Raw genomic sequence first — 22667 nt, 5'->3', positions numbered from 1 at the left:
AAAACGTGGATGAAGCTCATTGTTCCGCTCCTGATTGGGGCGCTGGCGGCCTGCTCCGACCCCGACACGGGGCCGGTGACGGTGACTCCGAAGAACGTCACGGTGAAGGCCGGTGAGAAGGCGACCTTCAGCGCGGCGGTGAAGGACGCGAAGGAACCGCGCGTGCTCTGGTCGGTGGAGGGAGGCGACTCCCACGGCACCATCAGCAGCTCGGGCATCTACACCGCGCCGGCCGAGGCCGGCACGTACACCGTGGTGGCCACCAACGCGGTGGACACCTCGAAGAAGGACTCGGCCACCGTCAAGGTGGAGGCAGTTCCGACTCCGACGGTCATCGTGAAGGTGACGCCGGAGGTGGCGACCATCGGTCAGGGGACCGTCGCGGACCTGACGGCGGAAGTCTCCGGTTCCTCCATCACGGCCGTGCAGTGGTCCGTGGAGGGTGGCGACGCGAACGGCACCGTCAGCAGCACGGGCCGGTACACGGCGCCGAACACGCCGGGCACGTTCACCGTGACGGCCACCAGCGTGGCGGACCCGACGAAGAAGGGCTCCGCCTCCATCACGGTGGAGCCGGTCGTCGTCGGGGAGGTGAAGGTGACGGTGAGCCCCTCGTCGGGCACCACCACCTGGGATGGCACGGTCCAGCTGACGGCCGAGGTCACCGGCACCAACAACCTGGCGGTGCAGTGGTCCGTGGAGGGTGGCGACGCGAACGGCTACGTCAGCACCACGGGCGTGTACCGCGCGCCGAAGAAGACGGGCACGTTCACCGTGACGGCCACCAGCGTGGCGGACCCGGCGAAGAAGGCCACGGCCACCATCCGGGTGGACCCCGTCGTCATCGAGACGGTGGTGGTGACGGTCTCTCCGAAGACGGGCACGGTGGTGCAGGATGCCGCCTTCTCCCTGTCCGCCCAGGTCACCGGCACCAACAACGTCGCGGTGCAGTGGTCCGTGGTGGGCGGTGACGCCAACGGCACCGTCAGCAGCACGGGCGTGTACCGCGCGCCGAAGAAGGCGGGCACGTTCACCGTGACGGCCACCAGCGTGGCGGATCCGACGAAGTCCGACTCGGCCACCCTCACCGTGGACGCCATCGTCGTCCCGACGGTGGCGGTGAGTGTCACTCCGAAGACGGGCTCGGTGGCGCAGGATGCCACCATCTCCCTGTCCGCCCAGGTCACCGGCACCAGCAACGCCGCGGTGCAGTGGTCCGTGGTGGGCGGTGACGACAACGGCTACGTCAGCGGCACGGGCGTGTACCGCGCGCCGAAGAAGGCGGGCACGTTCACCGTGACGGCCACCAGCGTGGCGGATCCGACGAAGTCCGACTCGGCCACCCTCACCGTGGGCGACATCGTCGTTCCGACGGTGGCGGTGACGGTCTCTCCGAAGACGGCCACCGTGGACCAGGGGACCTCCGTCAACCTCACGGCCGAAGTCACGGGCACCTCCGTCGTCGCGGTGACCTGGGCCGTGGAGGGCGGTTCGGCCAACGGCACCGTCACCAGCGCGGGCGTGTACACCGCGCCGAACAAGCCGGGCACGTTCACCGTGACGGCCACCAGCGTGGCGGATGCGTCGAAGAAGGACTCCGCCTCCATCACCGTGCCCGTCGCCGGCACGGTGAAGTACGTGGACCCCACGGGTACGGGCTGGCGCCTGGTTCGCAACGCCACCCTGTCCTCGGGCAACACGCTGGTGCTGGACCTGGTGGGCCCCACGGGCCAGTCCGGCCGCGGCGCGGACCTGAAGCTGGGGCTGGATGCGGCCACCGCGGACTGGTCCACCGTGGACGGCACCGAGTACGTGGCCAACGCTGGCTACGACCTTGGCACCGCGCCCCAGCTGCTCAAGTCGGCCGTGAAGGGCGGCATGCTGAGCGTGGGCGTGTACCAGAAGGGCGCTGCGGCGCATGCGTACAACGGCGCGCTGCTGTCCGTGGCGCTGACCGTGAAGGCTACCGCCGAGACGCCGGCCGGCACCGTGGTGCCGCTGACCGTCCTCAAGGCGCACGCGCTGCCGGCTTCCGGCTCGCTGCAGACCATCAACGTGGCGGTGGGCACCATCACCACTGCTCAGTAGTCCGGAGCCCGAAGCAGTGAGAGCGGCGGCCTTCCCCAGGGAAGGCCGCCGTTTTCATTGGGGGCCGCTTGGCTTCACGGAGGGGTGGCCTCCACGGTGAACGTCACCTCACCTCGGGCGGGAATCTGTACCTTCCGGGGCGTGAAGCGTGGCCCTTCGTCCGGGTCTGCCGCGCGGGCATCAAGCAGGTACTCGCCGGGTTCGATGCCTCGGAGGATGAGGGTGCCCTTCGGGGCGGGGGCCTGGTAGCGGGTCATGGGAGATCTCCCCATCTCCTTCAGTGAGACGAGCGCGGGCAGCGGCGTGCCGTTCGTGTCCTGGGCCAGGAGCCGCACCGTCGCGGCGCGGTCCAGCGCCACGGTGAGCGTGTCCACGCGGGCCGTCACCTCCTGCTCGAAGGGGCGCGCGTTGCGGCTGTGGAGCGACAGGGTGAAGGGCGGGGGCGGCAGCTGCGACAGGGTGTAGACGCCGTCGCGAAGGGCGACGTTTCGGGGACGCGCCATCGCGCGAGCGACGTCGGAGTCTCCTGGCTCGGTGATGGTCGCGCGGAAGGATTCCAACTGGGACAGGGCTTCGCCCGTCTCCGCGTCGTGGACGGCGAGCCGCAGCGTCCAGCCGGGGTCGAGCGTCAGCACGCCCAGGTCCACGTCCACGCCTTCCGTCAGGTTCACGGGGCGCTTCAGCGGCATGAAGCCGGGGGCCGTCACGGTCAGCATGTCCGGGCCCGAGGCGGTGAAGGGGACGTCGAAGGCACCGTCCGGCAACCCGGTGGACTGTTCGAAGTCCTTGAGGTTCGTGCCCGTCACCTGGAACGAGGTGACGGCCTGGCCTCCAGGTTCCACGACGCGGCCCCGGATGCGTCCGTCGCGCTCCAGCACGAGTTGGAGGGGAGCCTCGCTGGAGTCCACCCAGATGCCTCCGAACTCCGGGGCGGGCTCGCCTCCCTGGGAGCGCCTGGGGCGGAAGGTGTAGCCCGGCAGCTGGGCCATCAGCGCGTAGCGAGGAGCCACGAGCCCGCGCAAGGTGAAGCGTCCGTCCGGGCCCGTGCGGAGGCCGGGAGGCCACTCGTCATCGGTGGCTAGCGAATCGGATGAATCGCTATCGAGGAAGACCGCGATGAGGATGACACCCGCGAGCGGCTGGCCCTTCCCATCCACCGCGATGCCGGAGCGCTCACGGCCTGCTTCCAGGCGCAGGGACACGTCCCGGTGTTCACGCGCCTTGAAGGTGATGGACTGGGACACCGACGCGTCCATCAGGTCTCCCCGGATGACGGCCCCCAGGAGATAGGTGCCTGGGGCAATCCCTTGCAGGTGGAAGCGGCCCTGTTCGTCCGTCAGGGCCTGACGTGGCTCTTCGTAGGGCGCGTCCTCCTGCGCCTCCGTCCCCAACGTCACGGTGGCTCCCCGCAGCGGCAGCCCTCGCGAATCGGAGACGGTGCCGGACACGGAGGCTCCCCGGTCCAGCACCACGACGACATCCCGCGAGGGGACGCGCACCGCGAGGGTTTGACGCTGGAAGGACGGATCCTCCACGGACAGCTCACCCGTCCCCGCGCGCTTCACGTCCAGGATGAAGTGCCCGGTGGCATCCGAGCGCTGGGCGCCACCCGAGTCGATGCCGTCACCGTCGCCGAAGCTGCCAGACAGCGACAGGAGGATGCCCTCGAGCGGAGCGCCCGACGTGTCGACGACGCGGCCCTCCACGCTCAGCGCGCGCCGGAGCGTGAAGTCCAGGGACGCCATGCCCTGCTGGAGCTTCTGGGCCTGCAACTCCACGTCCAGGTGATGTGCCGCGAGGATCCGGAAGGTATGCGGCCCCGGGCGCGTGGGGCCCAGTTGGTAGCGGCCCGCGGCGTCCGTCACGGTGGTTGCCTCGGCGGCGACGGGACCGCCGTCCTCGCGGTAGGTCTCCACGCGTGCGTTCGGGATGGGGTGGCCTGTGTCGTCTCGCACCATGCCCGTGACGAACACGCCGGGCTGGAGCCGCAGTTCCACGTGCTCCAGGGGTGGTGTCACGTCCAGCGTGGCGAACGCGCCCCCGGCCTCCGCGGTGAGTTGGTGGAGGACGGCGGGCGCGGTGAAGCGGAAACGCCCCGTGCCATCGGTCGTGGTGCGTTGGGTGGACGCCGTCGCGGTGTCGCCTTCGAGGTGCACCAGGATGCCCGGCACCGGCGAGCCCTCCACGGAGAGGACCTGTCCCGTCAGGGCGAGCGCACGCGCGAGCACCACGGTCGTCATCGCGGTGGGGGATTCGACTTGCGGTTGGAACCATGGGGACCGGCCCTCGGCGGTGACGAAGGCGGCGTACTCGCCCTGGGGCAGGGGGCCCACGATGAAGCGGCCCTCGGCGTCGGTGGACGCGTCGAAGAAGCGCGTGTGCCAGCGGGAGACGAGCGTTATCCGCGCGTCTGGGATGGGCGTCTTCCGGTCCGTGTCCGTGACGGTTCCCTCGAAGAGGACGCCCTGCTCCAGCGTCAGCGTCACGTCGATCGAGCCCACCGCCACGCCACCTTGCGACACCGCGCCCGTGTCGCCCAGGGCCCAGAGCGTGATGAGGCCCTCGGGCAATCCTTCCAATACGAAGCGGCCCTCCTCGTCAGTGGCCGCCTCCGCGAACACGGGGGCTTCGCCGTCGCGGGCCTCCACGGACTCCCACTGCATGCGCTCGGAGTCGAAGCTGCACGCGCCGCTCTTGAGGGCCGGAGCCCGTGCGTCGTCCTGGCCGGAAGGATTGGGACAGGACCGCTCCGATAGCGTGACCCCGGGCTCCACGCGGGACGCGGAGACGCGCACGCCCGCGGCCGGACCGTGGATGCCCAGCACGCGGCCCGTGACGCGCGCGGTGCCCGCGGGACTCGGTGCCGTGGTCACCCGTGCCGCCCGCGCCGCCGGCTTCAGGGCGGACGACGCCGTAGGCACGGGCGAGTCCTTCGCGGACGAAGGCGCCTGGGTGTTCCACAGCAGGAAGGCGAGGAGCGCGACGACGGTCAGCGCGGCTCCTCCCAGCCAAGGCTTCAGCCCCCCAGGTCTGCCATTCCCCATGCGCGGCAGGATAGCGCGTGAGTCAGCGCGCGAGGGGCATCCACACCGGCTTCACGTCGCGGGACAGCGTGCCTTCGGCGGGCACGTCCAGCTCCTCGCGGTGGATGCGATCCTTGCCTCGGTTGCCCGCGATGACGGTGTAGTGGCCGGCGGGAACGCGGCGGAACGTGACGGACGTGCCGGTCCATTCCTCACCGGGATATTGCTGGAGGCTCAGGTGTTCGAAGGCCCTGCCGCTGTCGGGCGCTGGAGCCTGGCCGGACAGCAGGAACGCGGTGTCGACGTCCTCCGGCAGCCGCAGCGTGACGGTGGCGCCGGTGCCCAGGGCGTCGAAGGTGAGGGTGACGTCGCCGCTGGGAGGCACCCTCACGGTGCGGGGCTGGAAGACGGTGTCGCGCGGTCCGTTCTCCATCCAGGCATTCACCGTGTAGAGCCCTGGAGGAATGGCCCGGAGGGTGAAGGCCCCGGTGCTGGGATAGCGTTGAAGCGTCAGGCCGTCCGAGCGCGTGAAGGTGAGCTGGACGTCCACGGGTTGGCCTCGCGCATCGCGGACGTGGCCCGTCACGCGGGCGCCGGAGTCGAGCGAGAGCGTGATGCTGTCTTCCGCTGCGCCCACCGTCGCCCGCGTCGGCAGGTGAAGCTGGGTGTCCACTTCGAGCGTGAACGCGGTGGTGGGCAGGTTCTCCAGCAGCAGCGAGCCATCTTTTCGTGGCACCGCCCCGGTGGCGGGCAGGTAGGGCGGTCCGTCCGCGACGCCTTCGCCATGGATCCGATAGCCGGTGGCGATGGTCGCCCATTGCCCGGAGTCACCGCGCACGCGTCCGGTGAAGGGCTCGCCCGTCGCGGCATCGCGAAGGAGCACCCGCACCGTCCTGCCCCGCGTCAGCGTGAGCGTGCCCAGGTCCACGTCGTTCTCTCCGTCCGGCGTGACGGTGCGATCCACCGTCGCGAAGCCCTTGGCGCGCACCACGAACCGCTGCGGTCCGGTGGCTTCGTACAGGGGCTGGTCGAAGCGGCCGTCCGGCTGGGTGTATCTGTTGCCGTTCACTTCGAACCACTCCAGCGTCGCGCCGGCTTCCGCCACGACCTGGCCCCGCAGGTGCGGAATGCGTCGCAGCACCAGCCGGACCTCTCCCGTGTCGCCTCGGACCACCACGGTCTTGTCCTCGCCAGGAGTGGTGCCCTGTGACAGGGAGGCGTCGATGACGTGCCCCGGATGCCTCGTGATGAGCGCGTAGCGGGCCGTGCTCAGCGAGCGCAGGGTGAAGCGGCCTTCGGCATCCGTGCGGATGCCCTCGGGGGGCACGCTCATGCTGGATGGCTCGCCACGGTAGCGGGGCCGATCCGCGTCCAGGAGCTCCGCGCGGACGGCGACACCGGACAGGGGCAGGCCCTGGGGACTCACGACGAGGCCCCGCAGGAGCCGGCCCTGCTCCAGCCTCAGCGTGGCGGACGCCGCTGCCCCCGCCTGGACCTCCAGCGGTTGGGCGACGTGCACGTCCACGGCCCGTTCCGAGACCGTTGCCTCCGCCACATAGGCGCCGGGGGCCACTCCCTGGAGTGTGACCTGTCCGCGCGCGTGGGTGACCCCGGCGTGGTCGGATTCGCCGCGCGCGTCGCGCTTCCACAGCTTCACCTGTGCATTGCGGACCGGTGCGCCCAGAGCGCTCAGGACGGTGACGGAGACGCGGACACCCCGGCGCAGCACCAGCCGCGTGTCCCGTGACGGAAGCTCCACGGCGAAGCGCTGCGGGACGAAGGTCGCGTCGTCGACGTCCAGCCACACGGTGCCTGCTTCCACCGCGTCCAGGGTGAACCGTCCGGCTTCGTCCGTCTGGGCGTGGTCCGTGACGAGATCCATGGATGGATCCGGCGTCGCCTCTGGATGGAGCCGGACTTCGCGGCCCGCGAGCGGTTTGCCTGCCTCGTCCACGACGACGCCCTCCACGGAGACGGCTCGCGGCAGCGTGAAGTCGAGGGTCTCCTGGACGCCGCCAAGCTCCTGGTGCTCTGGCTCCACGTCGGTGTAGTGCGCCGCGCGAACCGCCACGAAATGCGGCAGCCGGAAGAGCGGGCCCAGGCGGTAATGGCCCTTCGCATCCGTGACGGTCTGCCCGCGCGGTGACGGCGCGTTCGCATCCCAGGGATCCGCCATGACCCGAGCGCCGGGAATCGGCCTTCCGCCCTCATCGCTGACGTTGCCCTGGAGGATCATGCCGGGCCCGAGCGTGAGGACGATGTCCTCGCGGGGCCCCGTCCAGAGATGGGCCAGACCGTCATGTGCCGCCGTCTCCGCGAAGAGCTGCCCGGGCACGTCTTCGAAGGAGGGAAAAGAGAAGCGCCCCTGCGCATCCGTGAGGGCGGTGCGCGACTCGGGCGCGGCGCTGGGCGTGTACAGCCGGACGGAGACGCCGGGCGCGGGAGCTCCCTTCGCCGTCACGACCGTGCCTGCGTACTTCGCGGGGCGGTCCAGGATGAAGGTGTCCTCCTCCAGCGGATCCGCGTTCATGCGCAGGTTGGGGCCGCGGCCAGCGGCCGTGACGAGGATGCCGTAGTCTGCCGGAGGCACGGGCCCGATGCGGTAGCGTCCGTTCGCGCCGCTGGTCGCAGGGAAGAAGCGCGTGTGTTCATGGGAGAAGACGGTGACGCGGGCTCCTTCAATGGGCTCGGTTCCCGTCGGCCCGTCCAGGACGATGCCCTCGAAGAAGGCCCCTTCCTCGAGCACGAGGACCACGTCCTGCTGGCCCGTCGTCACGTCAGGGCGCATCGCCACGTCCTGGCCGCTGGAGGCCTGGAGCGTGACCGTTCCCTCGGGAAGTCCTTCCAGGACGAAGGTGCCGTCCTCCGCGCTGGTGGTCTCCGCGACAGTGGGGGCTTCGCCCTCACGCTTGTCCACCTGATCCACCAGTTCGTCGAAGGCTTCGTTCCAGCACTGCATCAGCCGGCGCGGAGATTCAGCGGGTGCATCCTCGGAAGGAGGACACGAGCGCTCCGACAGCGTGACCTCGGGCTCCGCGCGGGATGCGAACACGCGCACGCCCCCGGCCGGTCCGTGGGTGCCTTGTACGCGGCCCGTGATGCGCGCGGTGCCCGTGGAACCTGGTGCGGTGGTCAGCCGGGTGGTGCGCGCCACCAGACTTGCGGCGGAGGCATTGGGGGACGGCGCCGAGCCCGTTCCGTAGGACGCGTCCTGGGACCTCCACAGCAGGAAGGCGAGGAGCGCGACGACGGTCGGCGCGGCCCCTCCCAGCCAAGGCTTCAATCCCCCAGGTCTGCCATTCCCCATGCGCGGCAGGATAGCGCGTGAGTCAGCGCGCGAGGGGCATCCACACCGGCTTCACGTCTCGGGACACGGTGCCTTCGGCGGGCACGTCCAGCTCCTCGCGGTGGATGCGGTCCTTGCCGCGGTTGCCCGCGATGACGGTGTAGTGGCCGGCGGGCACACGGCGGAACGTGACGGACGTGCCGCTCCATTCGGTCAATGGGTGCCCCTGATGGATCAGGTGATTGAAGGCCCTGCTGTTGTTGGGAGTGGGGGCCCGTCCGGACAGCAGGAACGCGGTGCCGACATCCTCCGGCAGCCGGAGCGTGACGGTGGTGCCCGCGCCCAGGGCGTTGAATTCGAGCGTGACGTCGCCACTGCTGGGGATTCGCACCACGCGGGGTTGGAAGATGACTTCATTCGTCCGCTCCTCCGGCCAGACATCCACCGTGTAGAGCCCCGGAGGAATGACCGCGAGCGTGAAGTCACCCGGGCGGGGCTTACGTCGAAACTCCGAGCCGTCGGGACGCGTGAAGATGAGCTGGGCCTTCACGGGCTGGCCTTGCGCGTCGCGAACGTGGCCCGTCACGCGGGCGCCCTTCTCGAGCGAGAGGGTGATGTGCTCCACCTCCGCGCCCACCGTCACGCGCAGCGGCAGGTGGAGCTCGGTGTCCACCTCGAGCGTGCACGCCGTGGTGGGCACCTGCTCCATCAGCAGCGAGCCGTCCTTCGAGGGCACGGCTTGCGTCGGCACCCGGAAGGACGGGCCGTCCGCGACGCCGTCTTCTTCGACGTGATAGCTGACGGCCACCGTCGTCTCCTGGCCTGAATCGTCGCGAACGCGTCCGGTGTACGGCGCACCCGTCGCTGCCTCTCGCAGGAACACCTTCAGGGTCCTCCCTCGCGTCAGCGTGAGCGTGCCGAGGTCCAGCTCGCTTTCTCCGTCCGGTGTGACGGTGCGTTCCACCGGCGCGAACCCGCGGGCTTGCACCACGATCCGCTGGGGGCCGCTCACTTCGATCAGCTGCTGGTCGAAGTGGCCATCCGGGTCCGTGTACTCGTGGTCGTTCACGACAAAGGACTCCAGCTTCGCGCCGCCCTCCGCCACCACCCGGCCCCGCACATGCGGGATGCGCCGCATCATCAGGCGGACTTCCGTTGTGTCCCGGTCCACCACGGCGGTCTCGTATTCGCCAGCACGGACGCCCTGCGAGGACTGGGCGTCCAGGAAATGCTCCTGGAGCGACGCGGTGAGCTCATAGCGGGAGGCGCTCAGCGAGCGGAGGAGGAAGTGGCCTTCGGCATCCGTGTGGACACCCTCGGCGCGCCGCTCCGTCCTGGACCTGAACCGTTCGCCACGGTCACGGTAGAGGGGGCGGTCCGCGTCCAGGACTTTCGCGCGGATGTGGACCCCGGGCAGAGGCCGGCCCTGGGACGTCATGGCCACGCCCCGCAGGGTCCGGCCTTCCTCCATCCGCAGCGTCACGGACGGCGCCTCTCCCGGCAGGACCTCAAGCGATTGCGAGGCATAGACGTCCACGGCCCTTCCTGGAACGAGGGCCTCCGCCACGTACCTGCCCGGAGGAACACCCTGGAGTGTGACCTGGCCCCGAGTGTCGGTTCCGCCGGCATGGTCGGCTTCGCCGCGCGCGTCGCGCTGCCAGAGCGTCACCCGGGCGTCCCGCACCGGCGCCCCCGCCGCGCTCAGGACGGTGACGGCGACGCTCGCGCCCTGGCGCAGCACCAGCCGCAGTTTGCTCGACGGAAGCGTCACGTTGACGCGCTGGGGAATGAAGTTCGTGCCACTGACGTCCAGCCACGCGGCGCCCGCCTCCTTCGCGTCCAGGAGGAAGCGTCCGGCTTCGTCCGTCACGGTGTAGTCCGTGATGACGCCTAGGTAGGGGGAGAGCCTCGGCGCCACGCCCGGATGCAGCTGGACTTCGAGGCCCGCGAGCGGCTGGTCCGCTTCGTCGACGAGGACGCCCTCCAAGGAGACAGCACGCTGCAGGGTGAAGTCGAGCGACACCTCGGTCTGTTCGGGCTCTTCGTGCTCCTCTCTCCTGTCGACGTAGTGCTCGGCGCGGGCCGCCACCAGGTGCTGCATCCGGAACAGGGGACCCAGCCGGTAATGTCCCCGGGCATCCGTGACGGTCCTGCCTCGCTGCGAAGGTGCGTCCTCATCGAGGCGAAAGGCCTCGACCCGGGCGCTGGGAATCGGGTTGCCGCTCTCGTCGCTGACGGTGCCCTGGAGGAACATGCCGGGCCCGAGCGTGAGGACCACGTCCTCGCGCGGCTCGGTCCCGAGGGACGCGAAGCCGTCGTGCGCCGGGGTCTCCGCGAAGAGTTGGGCGAGCACGCCTTCGCTGGAGGGGAAGGAGAAGCGTCCCCGCGCATCCGTGAGGGTGGTGCGCGATTCAGGGGCGAGGCTGGGGGTGTGGAGGCGGACGGAGATGCCGGGCGCGGGAGCTCCCTTCGCCGTCACGACCGTGCCCGCGAACTTCGCGGGGCGGTCCAGGACGAAGGTGTCCTCTTGAGGCTCCGCTTCCATTTTCAGGAGCGGACTGAACCCCGGGGCCGTGATGAGGATGCCATGGTCGGCCGGCGGTACCGGCCCGATGCGGAAGCGTCCATCCGCGCCGCCGGTCGCGGGAAAGAAGCGCGTGTGTTCCCGGGTGAAGACGGTGATGCGGGCACCCGCGATGGGCTTGCCCTCCACCACATCGTCCAGGACGACGCCCTCGAAGAAGCGGCCTTCATCGAGCACGAGCACCACGTCCTGCTGACCCGTCGCCACGTCCGGGAGCATCGCCACGTTCTGGCCGCTGGAGGCATGGAGCGTGACCGTTCCGTCGGGAAGTCCGTCCAGCGCGAAGGTGCCATCCTCCGCGCTGGTGGTCTCCGCGACGGTGGGGGCTTCTCCTTCACGCTTGCCGATCTGATCCACCAGCTCATCGAAGGCTTCGTTCCAGCACTCCATCAGCCGGGGCGGAGATTCAGCGGGTGCATCCTCGGAAGGAGGGCAGGAGCGCTCCGACAGCGTGACCTCGGGTTCTGCTCGGGACGCGAACACGCGCACGCCCGCGACGGGCCCGCGCGCATCGCGCACGACGCCGGTGATGCGCGGGCTTCCCGTGGCGGGAGCCTGCTTCGCATGGGGGCCGGTGAAGAATCGGGAGGCGGTGGTGGAGTGCTGGGACGCAGGACCTGGAGCACTCCCATGCTCGCGCAGGACGAAGAAGCCCAGGAGCAACAGTCCGACGACGACCGCGACCGTGAACCCGGCTGCCCGATTCCCCCTGCGCATGCGCCGCGTCTCCTGAAGTGCGTAGGCGCAGGATAGCTTCAGCGGTTCGTTTCGGGCATCAGCACCGTGACGGTCTCCTGGGCCGCATCAACGAGCACGTCCGTTTCTCCCTGCTCCGGCCCCCCATTCATGCTGACGGAGAAGGTGGCGGCCTCGAAGGGCACCCCCTCCACCTCCGCGCTTCCTTGCGCGTCGAGGCGCCCGAAATGGAAGAGACTCCCGATGGTGCTGGGCCTTGGCGCGTTGTCGCTCAGGTGGATTGCGACGTCGAGGCCCGCCATCGGCACGCGTGTCGCTTCATTCAAGACGATGAAGCGCACCGTGCGGCTCCGGGTCATCCACAGCATTCCCAGGTCGACATCCCGTCCAGGGCTCACGACGAACTTCCGCTGAAGCTCGAAGAAGCCCTTCGCGTTCACCAGGGTTCTCCCGGGGCCATCGTCTGGCAGGGGGAGATCGAACGTCCCGTCCAGAGCGTGCACCCAGGTGCCCCGGTCCAAGACCTTGCAGGGCAGCGGTGTCCCGTCATCGCTCACGACCTGTCCTCGCAGGCGGGGTCTTCGCTCCAGGACCAACCGGACGTCACCCTGTCCCATCGTGACGAGCAGGGCCGTGTTGTCCGGTGTTCCTCCCTGCGAGCGCGAGGGCGCGAAGGCATGGCCTTCCTTCCAGGCGATGAGCTGGTAGGCCGGGGCTGTCAGGTGCTTGAAGACGAAGCGGCCATCCGGTCCGGAGAGGACGCCGCTCTCTCCCGTGACGGTGCAGTCGGGAGCGTGGGCCTGCCACGCGGGGATGTCCTCTAGAAGGAGGCAGGCCTGGACGCGCGCGCCGGACATCGGCTGTCCATCGCCGCCGACCGTCATCCCCTGCAGCGTGCGTCCCTCCTCGAAACGCACGGACACGGTGGCCTGCATCCCTGCCTCCAGGTCCACGGGCTGCGACGCGGTGTGCTCGATGCCGGGCGTCCGCAGCCGGGCCTCCAGGACGTAGTGCCCTGCCTCCAGTCCTCCCAGCGAGAAGGCGCCCCGCGAGTCCACGGGTGTGCTGTGGGGGGCTCCACTCTGCGGTTCGGTGTTCCAGAGCCGGACGTCCACGTTGCTCAGGGGACGTCCTGTCGCATCCATCACCGTGCCGGACACGGAGGCGCCGCGGTTCATCACCACCCGGACGCCTGTCGACGGGACCTCCACGGGGAGCTTCACGGCGAGGAACCCCCGGGCCGTGACGGTCAGTTTGCCGGGGCCTTCATGCGTGCTGTCCACGGTGAAGTGGCCTGACGCGTCCGACGTGTTGGTCCGTTCATCGACGTCGGCCGGCTCCCAGATGCGCCCCGGAGCTTCTCGCGTCATGGCAAGCGTCACCTGGACGGCCGCGAGCGGCACGCCTTCCGTGTCGACCACCTGGCCTTCGAGGGACGGGGTCCGCGTGAGCGTGAAGTCCCACGGTCCCGCATGGGGAGCTCCCAGGGTGACTCTCTCCATCCGGTCTGTGTAATGCGCTAGCAGCAACCGGAGCTCGACCGCGCGATCCAGCAACGGTCCCAGGCGGTAATGGCCTGCCGCATCCGTCAGCACCTCTGGAACAGGTTGGCCACCCAGGTGGTGCCCCCCCACACGCAGCCGCACACCCGCGAGCGGCCTGTGCTGCTCGTCCCTCACGGTCCCTTCCATGAACTCGATGGGCTCCATCCGGAGGACCACCATTTCAGGAGGCGTCCCCAAGGCCTGGCCATGGGCGGTCTCATCCCTGGTCCGGGTCCAGAGTTCATGCGGAAGGGCGGGGACCTCCTCGAAGGCGAACCGGCCCTGACCATCGCTCCGGGTGGTCGAGGTTTCGCCTGGCCCTTGGGAGCGCGCCAGATGGACGTCCACGCCGCTCACGGGAAGGCCCTCGGGTGTCAGCACCACGCCCTTGAGCCGGTGCCTTCGTCGAAGCGCGAGCGTCACGTCCACGTCGGCATCGAGCCAGACGTCCTCGCGGAAGGCCTGGGTCTGGCACCCCTGCGCGCTCGCGACCCGCAGGTAGCGGCCCGGGGGCAGGGGCCCGACGCGGAAGCGCCCCCGGACGTCCGCGAGCGCATCGAAGAAGCGGGACCCGGCTTCGTGGATCAGCGTCACCCGCGCACCGGGAATGGGAAGCCGCGTGTCGTCATCCACCACCGTGCCGGAGAGGAAGACGCCGTTCTCCAGCGTCAGCGTCACGTCGTCCCTGCCGGCCGGGATGTCCGCCTGCACGGCCGCGCCTGTGTCACCCAGGGCCCAGAGGGTGAGCGCGCCGGGGGACAGGCCCTCGAGTACGAACGTCCCGTCGTCCGCCGTCACCGTCTGGGCGAGCACGGGCGCTTCACCCTCGCGAGCATCCACCAGGCGCGCGTACTCCAGCTCCAGCTCCTGGAACCAGCAGTCCCCCTGCCGCATCCGCTGTGGGGAGTATTCATGGCCCGGGGGTGTCCGTGGACAGGGGCGCTCCGACAGGGTGTCCGCATCCACGCGGGACGCGGACACCTGCACGCCCGCGACGGGCCCGCGCGCATCACGCACGACGCCGGTGATGCGGAGCCCCTCCCTAGTGGAGGCCATGGCGAAGGAGCCCGTGTTGGAGCCCGCGAAGAAGCGCGGGCCGTCGGAGGAGCTTCGGCCTGATTGGAGCGAAGCGCTCTCGTCCGAGCGCAGGAAGAAGGCCAGGAGCAGCACCGCGACGATGCCCGCGAAGAAGAACGCTGCCCGGCGATGTCCCCTCTTCATGCGCTTGTCTCCCGGGTGTGAAGGCACCGGCTCAGTGGCCCGGAGCCGGTAGCGTCACCGTGACGACTTCCTGCCGCGCATCCACGGTGCCTTCGCGGAAGGGCAGACCCGGCTCCGTCATGATCTTGAAGTGGAGGGGGGAAATGGGGAGGTCCGTGAACTCGACGGCGCCCGCGAGGTCGAGGTTCCAGCGAGAGGAGCGCGGGCTGGCGACCTCATAGGGCGAGACATCCAGGCCAGGATTCAGCTCAATGGAGACGCGTGCTCCCACCAGGGGCACGCGGGTCGCTTCATCGAGGATGACGAACCGGACCTTCCGGCCCCGGAGCAGCTTCACGGTCCCCAGGTCGATGTCCTGGCCAGGGCTCCCTTGGATGTACCGATTGAGGCCCACGAATCCCTTCGCGCTGACGGTCACGTTCCAGGTCTCCCGGTCCTCCGCCAGGGGGAGGGCGAAACGGCCATCCGGGCGGTACTCCTCCACCTGGAGTTCGTGGGCCGGACCCGGGGAGGCAATGCCGGTGATGCCCTCCTCGAGCCATACCGTGCTGGGGAGGGGCGCGCCGTCCGGATCCACGACCCGTGCCCTCAACCGGGGGGCGGGCTCCATGACCAGCCGGACGTCGTCGGCTCCCACCGGAACGCGCAGGGAGAGCGGGCCCGGCGTCCCGCCCCGGGAGCGGCTGGGATTGAGGCGCAGGCCTTCTCTCATGGCGACGAGCTGGGACACCGGTGTTGTCAGGTGCTGGAGGGTGAAGCGGCCGTCCGGGCCGGACCGCACACTGTCATCCGCCGTGGGGACGCAACTCAGCTCAGGCGTTCGTCCAGCGAAAGAGTCCTCTTGCGAGAGACAGGCCTGGACCCGGACCCCTGGGAGGGGCTGACCCGCGGCATCCGTCGTCATCCCGTGCAGCGTCCGGCCCTCATCGAATCGCAAGGACACCTCGGCGTGGTCCCGTTCCTTCAGGTCGAGGGTCCGGGAAACCCATTGCACGGAGCCTGGCGTGCGCTGCCAGGCCTCCAGCACATAGCGGCCCGCCTTCAGTCCGCTCAGCGAGAAGGCCCCATTTCTGTCCGTGGAGAGGAAGTCGGGTCGCGGACGACTGTCCGGAGACGCTGAATCCCAGAGACCGATTCTCACCTCGGGCAGGAGGTGGCCCGTCGCATCCGTGACCGTGCCGGACACGGACGCTCCTCGGTCCACCACCACGCGGACCCCCGTCGAGGGCACCTGAACGGGGAGCGTCAGGGGGATGAAGCCCCGGGCTTCGACGAAGAGGTCCTTCCTGCCCGCTTCAATCGCACCCGCGACGAAGCGTCCCGCCTCGTCGGACACGCCGAACGCATCCTCGAAATTCGTTGCCGCGGAGGTGAACCCACCGGAAGCGTGAGCCGTTCCCAGCGCCACGTACACGCCGGGGACAGGCTTGCCTTCGGTGTCGACCAGGGTGCCCTCGACCGACAGGCCGCGCGTGAGGGTGAAGTCCCACGGGCCGGTCCGTGCTCCACCCAGGAGCAGTTGCTCGCGTCGGAGGCGGTAGTGGTCACCTTTCAGTGAGAGCTCGACGGAGGTGTCCAACAGCGGGCCCAACCGGTAGTGACCGGCTCCGTCGGTGCGGGTCTCCGGTGGAAGACCCCCTCCCACGCCACCCGAGTGAGCTCGCACGCGCACACCGCTCAGGGGCTGCCCCCGTTCGTTCTTCACGGTGCCCTCGATGAACGTGCTGGGCCGCATCTGGATGACGGCGCTTCGGGGCAGGGTCGCCCAGCTGTCGCCATACGCAGTCTGGCCGTCGCTCCAGGCCCAGACCATGAACTCCGTGGCGGGGATGCCGTCGAAGGCGAACCGGCCCTGGACATCGCTCCGGGTCGTCAACGTCTGGCCAAACTCCGCGTTGGGCCGCAGGTGGACGGTCAGTCCGCTCGCGGGGCGTCCCTCTTGCGTGAGCACCACGCCCTCGAGCCGGTGCTTCCGCTGGATCCCGAGCGTGACCTCCACCTCCGCGTTCAGCCAGACGTCGCCGCGGACGGCCTCGGGGACCCAACCCTTCGCACCCGCGACCTTCAGGTATCGCCCCGGCGGCAGCGGCCCGATGTGAAAACGTCCCCGCGTGTCCGTGAGCACGCGGAAGAAGCGGGACGAGGCCTCGTGCACCACCGTCACCCAGGCTCCGGGAATGGGCGTTCGCGCGTCTTCCTCCACCACCGTGCCGGAGAGGAAGAAGCCCTTCTCCAGCGAGACGGTCACGCCCTCGCTGCCGGCAAGCACCTCCGGCCGCACCGCCGCGCCCGTGTCGCCCAGCGCCCAGAGGGTGAAGGCGCCTGGCGGCAGGCCCTCGAGCACGAAGGTGCCATCCGCCGCCGTCACCGTCCGCGCGAACAGGGGTGCTTCCCCCGCGCTGGACTCCACGAGGCGCGCGGTGGAATCCGCCAGCTCCAGGAAGCAATGCTCGAGCGGTGTTTGCAGCGGGCGGGCGCGCTCCGGGTAGGGACACGGACGCTCCGACAAGCTGTCGGCGTCCACGCGTGTCGCGGACAGCTCCACCCCCGCGACGGGACCTCGTGCGTCGCGCACCACACCGGTGATGCGCAGCGTGCCCACCGGAGGGGATGGATTGGGCCGCGTGGAGTGCGTCCCCGCGCGGGGCGTGCTGGCGTCGATGCGGAGCCTGCTCGAAGCGTCACCGCCGGGGCTCCGCGTGCCTTGTACGGACACACAGGCCCCGCTCATCCCGAAGAGAAGCGCGACTGCCCACCACCACGTCTTCCTGGCGTGCATGTTCCGCCAGGATAGCAGCGGGTGTCAGGGCGTGGCGAAGCCCACCGCGTGTGCCTCCACGCCCGCGGGAGCAGGGTCCTCGCGGAAGGCGACCCAGGCCTCGCGCTGGGAGTGGCGTGGCACGTACGCCAGCACGAACTCCGCCTCCTCCTTCGGCTCGCGGCCGCCTCGAAGCGACACGCGCACGTGGACCTCCTCCGCCGCCGTGTCGCCGTGGTTCGTCACCGTGACGGGCACCCGCCACTCCCGGGCTCTCTCGCTGGCCACTGGCGCGCCCACCTGCACGGTCAGGTCCGGTGGGCCGCTGCCCGTCGTCCATGCGTCCACTGCGAGGTAGCCCATGACGAGCGCCATGAGCACGCAGCTCGCGATGAAGACGACGCCCTCCAGCCAGTTCCAGTTCGTCTTCATGATTGGATGAGCAACCTCCCCGCTGATGCACCCAGCGTCGACGCCAGGCCCAGCACCACCACCTGCGCCACGCAGATGCTCAGGCCGTTGCCGTTGAACCGTCCGAAGAACCACAACACCAAGGTGCTCGACAGCAGCGCGACCGCGTAGGTGACGAACGTGCCCGCCAGCACGTCCCGGCGCAGGCGGCGGCGCGTGAAGCGGTGCGCGCGGGTGAAGTCGCTCTGGAAGAGGATGAGCCCGCCCAGCAGCAGCGACAGCACGGCGAGCCCCAGCAGGCACCAGGGCGGTGTCTCCACGGCAATCATCACGATCTCCTCCGTGGGCGCCACGTTGGCCGCGAACAGCATCGCGCCGCAGAACGCGATGACCAGCTGGCCGGGAACGTGATCCGCGGACTCCAGCCGTTTCTTGTCCTCGTCCTCGTTCTCCTCGCGGTGCTGGCCGCCCAGCTGCGCGGTGCCCACCGACACGCCGATGGCCACCGTGCCGGCCTCCACCACCACCATGCCCACCGCTTCCTGGAGTGACGTGCCCTGTCCGATGCGGCCGATGAGCACGAGCACCCCCAGCGACACGAGCAGCCCCAGCCCCAGCTCCTCCAGCGAGTCCGTGAAGACGTCGAACCAGCACACATCCCGGCGGAAGCCGCCGTAGCGGTTGTATCCGAGCAGCAGCACGTACGTGGCCAGCAGGTAGCCCAGCACGCTGGCCGGATGGGACGTGAAGCCCGCCCACCACACCTCCATCGTGTAGAGCAGCGGCAGGCTGAAGAGCAGGCCTCCCGCGATGCCCCGGCCGTATTCGCGCAGGGAGTCCGACACCGGTCGTCGTCGGCGGGCTGCGTCGGCTGGGAGACTGTCGGCCATCTCAGGTCAGAGTCTAGGTTCGGTTCCTGGAGAGGGAAGTGCCCCTCGCATGACACCGGACACTCCCCGCCGTGCCTGGGGACGAGCCGTCAACCCGCGGGGCTATAATCGCCGCCGTCCATGACCGAGCGTCCCGCCCAATACATCCTCACGCTGTCGTGCCCGGATCAGCGCGGCATCGTCCACGCTGTCTCCGGCTGGCTCGCCGAGCACGGCTGCAACATCCTCGACAGCGCCCAGTACGGCGACCCGCAGACGCGGCTGTTCTTCATGCGCGTGCACTTCGCGGATGAAGAGGGGAAGGCGCAGCCCGCGGCGCTGCGCGAGGCCTTCGGGGCGCTCGCTGGGCGCTTCTCCATGGAGTGGCACCTGCACGACGCGGCGGAGAAGCCCCGCGTGCTGCTGATGGTCTCGAAGATTGGCCACTGCCTGAACGACCTGCTGTATCGCTACCGCAGCGGCATCCTTCCGGTGGAGATCCCGGCCATCGTCTCCAACCACCGGGACTTCTACCAACTGGCCGCGTCCCACGACATTCCGTTCCACCACCTGCCGGTGACGCCGGAGAACAAGGAACGGCAGGAGTCGCGCTTGCTGGAACTGGTGCGCGAGCAGCGCGTGGACCTGGTGGTGCTCGCCCGGTACATGCAGATCCTCTCCGCGGAGACGTGTGATGCGCTGCGCGGGCGGCTCATCAACATCCACCACTCGTTCCTGCCCAGCTTCAAGGGGGCGCGGCCGTACCAGCAGGCCTACGACCGGGGCGTGAAGCTGATTGGCGCCACGGCCCACTTCGTCACGGGCGACCTGGACGAAGGACCCATCATCGAACAGGACGTGGAGCGCGTGGACCACACGCTGTCTCCCGAGGCGCTGACGGCGATGGGGCGCGACGTGGAGAGCGTGGTGCTGGGCCGCGCGGTGACGTGGTTCGTGCAGCACCGCATCCTGCTCAACGGCCATAAGACCGTCGTGTTCCGCTGAGCGGGTGGGTGGTGATGACCGCCGACCGGCGGTACGCTCACGCAATGCGACCCCTTCGGTATTCCATCAACGTCACCTTGGATGGCTGCTGTGATCATCGTGCGGGCTTCGCGGACGAAGACCTGCACCGTCACGCGGTCGAGAACCTCGAACGGGCCGATGCCCTCCTCTTTGGCCGGGTGACCTACGAAATGATGGAGGAAGCGTTTCGGCCGCAGGCAGGGGCGGGAGCGGGGCCTGAGCAGACGGACCCCTTCGCCCGGGCGATCGACGCGGCAAAAAAGTACGTCGTGTCGAGCACCCTGGACCGGGTCGATTGGAACGCGGAGCTCGTGCGCGGGGACCTGGGGACGGCTGTTCAACAGCTCAAGAGGGAGTCGGGGAAGGGGCTGTTCGTGGGAGGCGTGAAGCTCCCGCTGGCGTTGGCGGAGCTCGGACTGATTGACGAGTATGAGCTCGTGGTTCATCCCAGGCTGGCGGGCCACGGGCCGACGTTGTTCGCGGGGCTGTCCAAGCCTCTCGACTTGAAGCTCGTGAGCCGACTGGAGCTCGCCTCGGGGGCGATGGCCATGAGGTATGAGCCGAGAAGGTAGTCATCCCGCTTGGCCGGCGGGGCACGCGGCGCCCGCGCCGAGCACGTCCGCGTCGTGGTGCACCTGCACCGCGCCGGACGCCTCCAGGTGGCGCACGAAGAGCGAGCCGAAGACCTCCGCGTTGCCGCTCAGGTTGAGCTGGGCCTGGGGCGCGTAGAGGTTGCCCGCGAGCGTGCTGCCCGCGGAGATGTCCAACGCCTGCGAGCCCGCCACGTAGACGCGCACCCGCGAGGGCAGGGCGGCGGACCCCAGCGTGAGGTCGCCGGACACGATGAAGCCCCCCGCGAGGAAGAGGTCCAGTTCGCCGGGAGGCTGCACGTCCACGGTGAGCGCTTCCTTCAGGTCCACGCCACCGGGGATGAACAGCGCGGTACGGCCCCGGATGCGCAGCGTGGCCCGGCCCGGCCCCGCGATGCGCGTCAGCAGGAAGCGGCCACAGAGCAGCTCCAGCACGCGCTCGCCGGTGACGTCCGTCAGCGTCGCCGGGTCCAGGCCGATGGCGGCGTTGTCGTTGTCCACGGTGTGGTGGGCGATGAGCGCGGCCGGGTCGAAGCGGGAACCCTCGGCACAGTCACAGGGGATGACCGGGGGCACGGGCTCGCGGCGCAGCTCCGACGCCTGGGCAGGGCCCGGGGAGAACTCCGGAGGGACGGTGAGCACGCCGCCCACGGTGAGCGCGGCGAGCCCCACGTCCCCATTCACCCGTGCGTCACCCGTCACGGTGGCGGAGGTGCCGGGGCCGGAGAGGGGACCGTTGCTGTCCAGACCGCCGCCCACCGTGAGCGGACTGCTGATCTGGACGCCCCCCACCTGGAGCAAGCCCCCCACCGTGACGCGGTCGTTCGCGGACAGGACTCCGTTCACGCCCACGTCGCCGCCCGTGCCACCGGGGGCATAGGGGCCCGCCGAGCTTCGGAACGCATCCACGGTGAAGGGAGCGCTGAGGGACAGTCCCTCGCAGGAACACGCCGCGCGGCGGAACAGCGTCTGCGCCAGCTGGCCGCTGCACACCTGAGGCCCCGCTGCCGGATTGCCCAGCAGGAGCGGAGGCCCGCTGTCCTCGCAGTGCGCCGCCCATTCATCCGGAACGTCGGTCCCCGCGTCGGGTGAGCGCAGCGTGGCCACCGGATCATCCACCGTGCACCCGGCGCTCAGCAGCGCGGTCCAGGCCATGAACCCCGCGATGTGGAGCCTCATTGCGGCGACAGCTCCCGGAGCCGCGCGCGCGACGCCGCGCTCAGGGGCGAGTCCGGATGCAGCGAGAGGAACTCACCCAGCGCTCGGGCCTCCGCCGCCGTGTCGCCCAGGGCGCGGTGGGCTTCCGCCACGCCGTGGCGCGCCTCCGGATCCAACATGCCACCGGGTTGCAGCCGCACCGCGTCCTGGTACTGGCGCAGGGCGCCTCGCGCGTCGCCCAGGTGCTCCAACCGCAGCGCCCCCGACGCCACACGCGCGACGTACGCCGCCAGCGACGACGGCTCCGCGCGGATGACGCGCAGATACAGCCCTTCCGCTTCCTTCCAATTCCCCGCCGAACGGAACGCGTTGGCCTGCCGCAGCAGGTCCTCCGGCTTCGACGACTCCTTCACGGTGATGCTCGGACGCAGCGGCCGCGGATGCTCGATGACGAAGGGCTCGGGCGGCGCGGGCGGGGGCAGGGGCACCGGCTCCAGCGTGGCCATCCGCGTCGGCTCCGGCACGGCTGGCGTCAGCACCTGCGGGGGCGGTTGCGCGGGCCGCGCATAGCGCCACACGGCGGCGGCCGCGGCCCCGGTGAAGACGAGCGCCGCGCCCGCCATCAACCACACGGGAGGCCGCCTGCGTCTTCGCGGGGGCTCCGGCGCCTGCTGGAGCGCCGCGTCCAATGCCGCCTGGACGAGCGCGCTCGAACGCTGCCGGGACAGCCGCCGCGCGGGCCCACTGCCGTTGTCCAGGGGCCGCAGCAGGTCGTCCAGCGGCTCACCGTCACCGTCGTCGGGGGGGCGGGGGCTCATGACGACTCCCCCTCGGGTGCCTCGCCATCCGAGGCCAGCGCGCGCAGGGCGGTGCGTCCCAGGCGCAGGCGGCTGCGCACGGTCTCGAAGGGGACTCCCAGCTCTGTCGAAATCTCCTGCACGCTCAATTCCAGGACGTGGTGCAGCACCAGCGCGTGCCGCTGCTCCGTCGACAACCTGTCCAGTAACGTCACCAGGTGACGGCGGTGCAGATATTCGTCCGCCGGCGCTTCGTCGGACGGCACCGCCAACAACTCCACCGGGTCCCCACTGTAGCGGGCCTCGCGGCCGCGTGAACGCTTGAGCCACGCGAACGTGGTGCGCACCACCACCCGGTCCACCCAGCCGTGGAAACGCCCGTCGCCGCGATAGGTGGGCAGGCCCCGCACCAGCGCGATGAGCGACTCCTGGGCGATGTCCTCCACGTCCATGTCTCCCCGCACCAGGTAGCGCACCAGGTTGCGCACGCGCGGCAGCAGCTCCAGGAGCAGGGACTCGGTCGCGTCGCGCTGTCCTCGCATGGCCGCCGTCAGCCGGGCGTCCTCGCCACGGGGCGCGACGGTCGCATGTGAGCCCGAGCTCCTCATGCCCCCCA

The 22667-nt window shown here is 70.0% G+C and carries 13 protein-coding genes; 3 read left to right on the top strand and 10 right to left on the bottom strand.

The window, feature by feature from the left end; genetic code table 11:
- The first annotated feature begins 9 nt into the window (after window positions 1-9).
- Window positions 10-2088: a hypothetical protein gene (locus GTZ93_RS33670; RefSeq protein ID WP_139916826.1), complete on the top strand. Its 2079-nt coding sequence runs from the start codon at window positions 10-12 to the stop codon at window positions 2086-2088.
- A 74-nt stretch (window positions 2089-2162) separates the two neighbouring features.
- Here the strand turns inward: GTZ93_RS33670 and GTZ93_RS33665 are convergent, their stop codons facing one another.
- The 7 genes from GTZ93_RS33665 to GTZ93_RS33635 form a co-directional block, all read right to left on the bottom strand.
- Complete coding sequence (locus GTZ93_RS33665) at window positions 2163-5132, bottom strand: carboxypeptidase-like regulatory domain-containing protein (RefSeq protein ID WP_139916824.1); 2970 nt, start codon at window positions 5130-5132, stop codon at window positions 2163-2165.
- 22 nt (window positions 5133-5154) lie between these two features.
- The gene (locus tag GTZ93_RS33660; RefSeq protein WP_161663213.1) at window positions 5155-8394 is read right to left on the bottom strand and encodes a carboxypeptidase-like regulatory domain-containing protein; all 3240 of its coding nucleotides are present in this window, start codon (window positions 8392-8394) and stop codon (window positions 5155-5157) included.
- 46 nt (window positions 8395-8440) lie between these two features.
- Window positions 8441-11698 (bottom strand): carboxypeptidase-like regulatory domain-containing protein, encoded by a 3258-nt coding sequence (locus GTZ93_RS33655; protein WP_139916820.1) that lies wholly within the window; start codon window positions 11696-11698, stop codon window positions 8441-8443.
- 38 nt (window positions 11699-11736) lie between these two features.
- Complete coding sequence (locus GTZ93_RS33650; protein ID WP_139916818.1) at window positions 11737-14442, bottom strand: carboxypeptidase-like regulatory domain-containing protein; 2706 nt, start codon at window positions 14440-14442, stop codon at window positions 11737-11739.
- 31 nt (window positions 14443-14473) lie between these two features.
- Window positions 14474-17158: a carboxypeptidase-like regulatory domain-containing protein gene (locus GTZ93_RS33645; RefSeq protein WP_257979074.1), complete on the bottom strand. Its 2685-nt coding sequence runs from the start codon at window positions 17156-17158 to the stop codon at window positions 14474-14476.
- A gap of 87 nt (window positions 17159-17245) precedes the next feature.
- Window positions 17246-17632, bottom strand: a complete 387-nt coding sequence (locus GTZ93_RS33640; protein WP_139916814.1) for a hypothetical protein — start codon at window positions 17630-17632, stop codon at window positions 17246-17248.
- Entirely contained in the window at window positions 17629-18456 is an 828-nt protein-coding gene (locus tag GTZ93_RS33635) for a TIGR02587 family membrane protein (protein WP_257979073.1), read from the bottom strand. Before GTZ93_RS33635 ends, GTZ93_RS33640 begins: the two co-directional genes overlap by 4 nt.
- 165 nt (window positions 18457-18621) lie before the next feature.
- Between GTZ93_RS33635 and purU the strand changes: the two genes are divergently transcribed.
- Both purU and GTZ93_RS33625 read left to right on the top strand, forming a co-directional pair.
- Window positions 18622-19485, top strand: coding sequence for a formyltetrahydrofolate deformylase (gene purU / locus GTZ93_RS33630; protein WP_120578292.1), 864 nt, complete (start codon window positions 18622-18624; stop codon window positions 19483-19485).
- Between the two features lie 14 nt (window positions 19486-19499).
- On the top strand, window positions 19500-20078 hold the full coding sequence (locus GTZ93_RS33625) for a dihydrofolate reductase family protein (protein WP_219629057.1): 579 nt from the start codon (window positions 19500-19502) through the stop codon (window positions 20076-20078).
- Here GTZ93_RS33625 and GTZ93_RS33620 read toward each other — a convergent pair whose 3' ends face one another.
- From GTZ93_RS33620 to GTZ93_RS33610, 3 genes are read right to left on the bottom strand one after another with little or no spacing between them, the layout of a single operon-like run.
- On the bottom strand, window positions 20079-21275 hold the full coding sequence (locus GTZ93_RS33620; RefSeq protein WP_139916810.1) for a DUF7305 domain-containing protein: 1197 nt from the start codon (window positions 21273-21275) through the stop codon (window positions 20079-20081).
- On the bottom strand, window positions 21272-22072 hold the full coding sequence (locus tag GTZ93_RS33615) for a tetratricopeptide repeat protein (protein WP_120578290.1): 801 nt from the start codon (window positions 22070-22072) through the stop codon (window positions 21272-21274). Before GTZ93_RS33615 ends, GTZ93_RS33620 begins: the two co-directional genes overlap by 4 nt.
- Window positions 22069-22659 carry an RNA polymerase sigma factor gene (locus GTZ93_RS33610; protein ID WP_257979072.1) on the bottom strand — a complete coding sequence of 197 codons (591 nt, stop codon included), beginning with the start codon at window positions 22657-22659 and terminating at the stop codon, window positions 22069-22071. The genes GTZ93_RS33615 and GTZ93_RS33610 overlap by 4 nt, the downstream gene beginning before the upstream one ends.
- Window positions 22660-22667 lie beyond the last annotated feature (8 nt).

Source organism: Corallococcus exiguus, assembly GCF_009909105.1.
GTDB lineage: Bacteria > Myxococcota > Myxococcia > Myxococcales > Myxococcaceae > Corallococcus > Corallococcus exiguus.
The sequence above is the reverse complement of the archived record's forward strand: the minus strand, read 5'-3'. Positions and strand labels throughout refer to the sequence as shown.

Coding starts and splice junctions, on each gene's coding strand:
- GTZ93_RS33670 (WP_139916826.1), top strand. CDS start 10: ATGAAGCTCATTGTTCCGCTCCTGATTGGGGCGCTGGCGGCCTGCTCC.
- GTZ93_RS33665 (WP_139916824.1), bottom strand. CDS start 5,132: ATGGGGAATGGCAGACCTGGGGGGCTGAAGCCTTGGCTGGGAGGAGCC.
- GTZ93_RS33655 (WP_139916820.1), bottom strand. CDS start 11,698: ATGCGCAGGGGGAATCGGGCAGCCGGGTTCACGGTCGCGGTCGTCGTC.
- GTZ93_RS33650 (WP_139916818.1), bottom strand. CDS start 14,442: ATGAAGAGGGGACATCGCCGGGCAGCGTTCTTCTTCGCGGGCATCGTC.
- GTZ93_RS33640 (WP_139916814.1), bottom strand. CDS start 17,632: ATGAAGACGAACTGGAACTGGCTGGAGGGCGTCGTCTTCATCGCGAGC.
- purU (WP_120578292.1), top strand. CDS start 18,622: ATGACCGAGCGTCCCGCCCAATACATCCTCACGCTGTCGTGCCCGGAT.
- GTZ93_RS33625 (WP_219629057.1), top strand. CDS start 19,500: ATGACCGCCGACCGGCGGTACGCTCACGCAATGCGACCCCTTCGGTAT.
- GTZ93_RS33620 (WP_139916810.1), bottom strand. CDS start 21,275: ATGAGGCTCCACATCGCGGGGTTCATGGCCTGGACCGCGCTGCTGAGC.
- GTZ93_RS33615 (WP_120578290.1), bottom strand. CDS start 22,072: ATGAGCCCCCGCCCCCCCGACGACGGTGACGGTGAGCCGCTGGACGAC.
- GTZ93_RS33610 (WP_257979072.1), bottom strand. CDS start 22,659: ATGAGGAGCTCGGGCTCACATGCGACCGTCGCGCCCCGTGGCGAGGAC.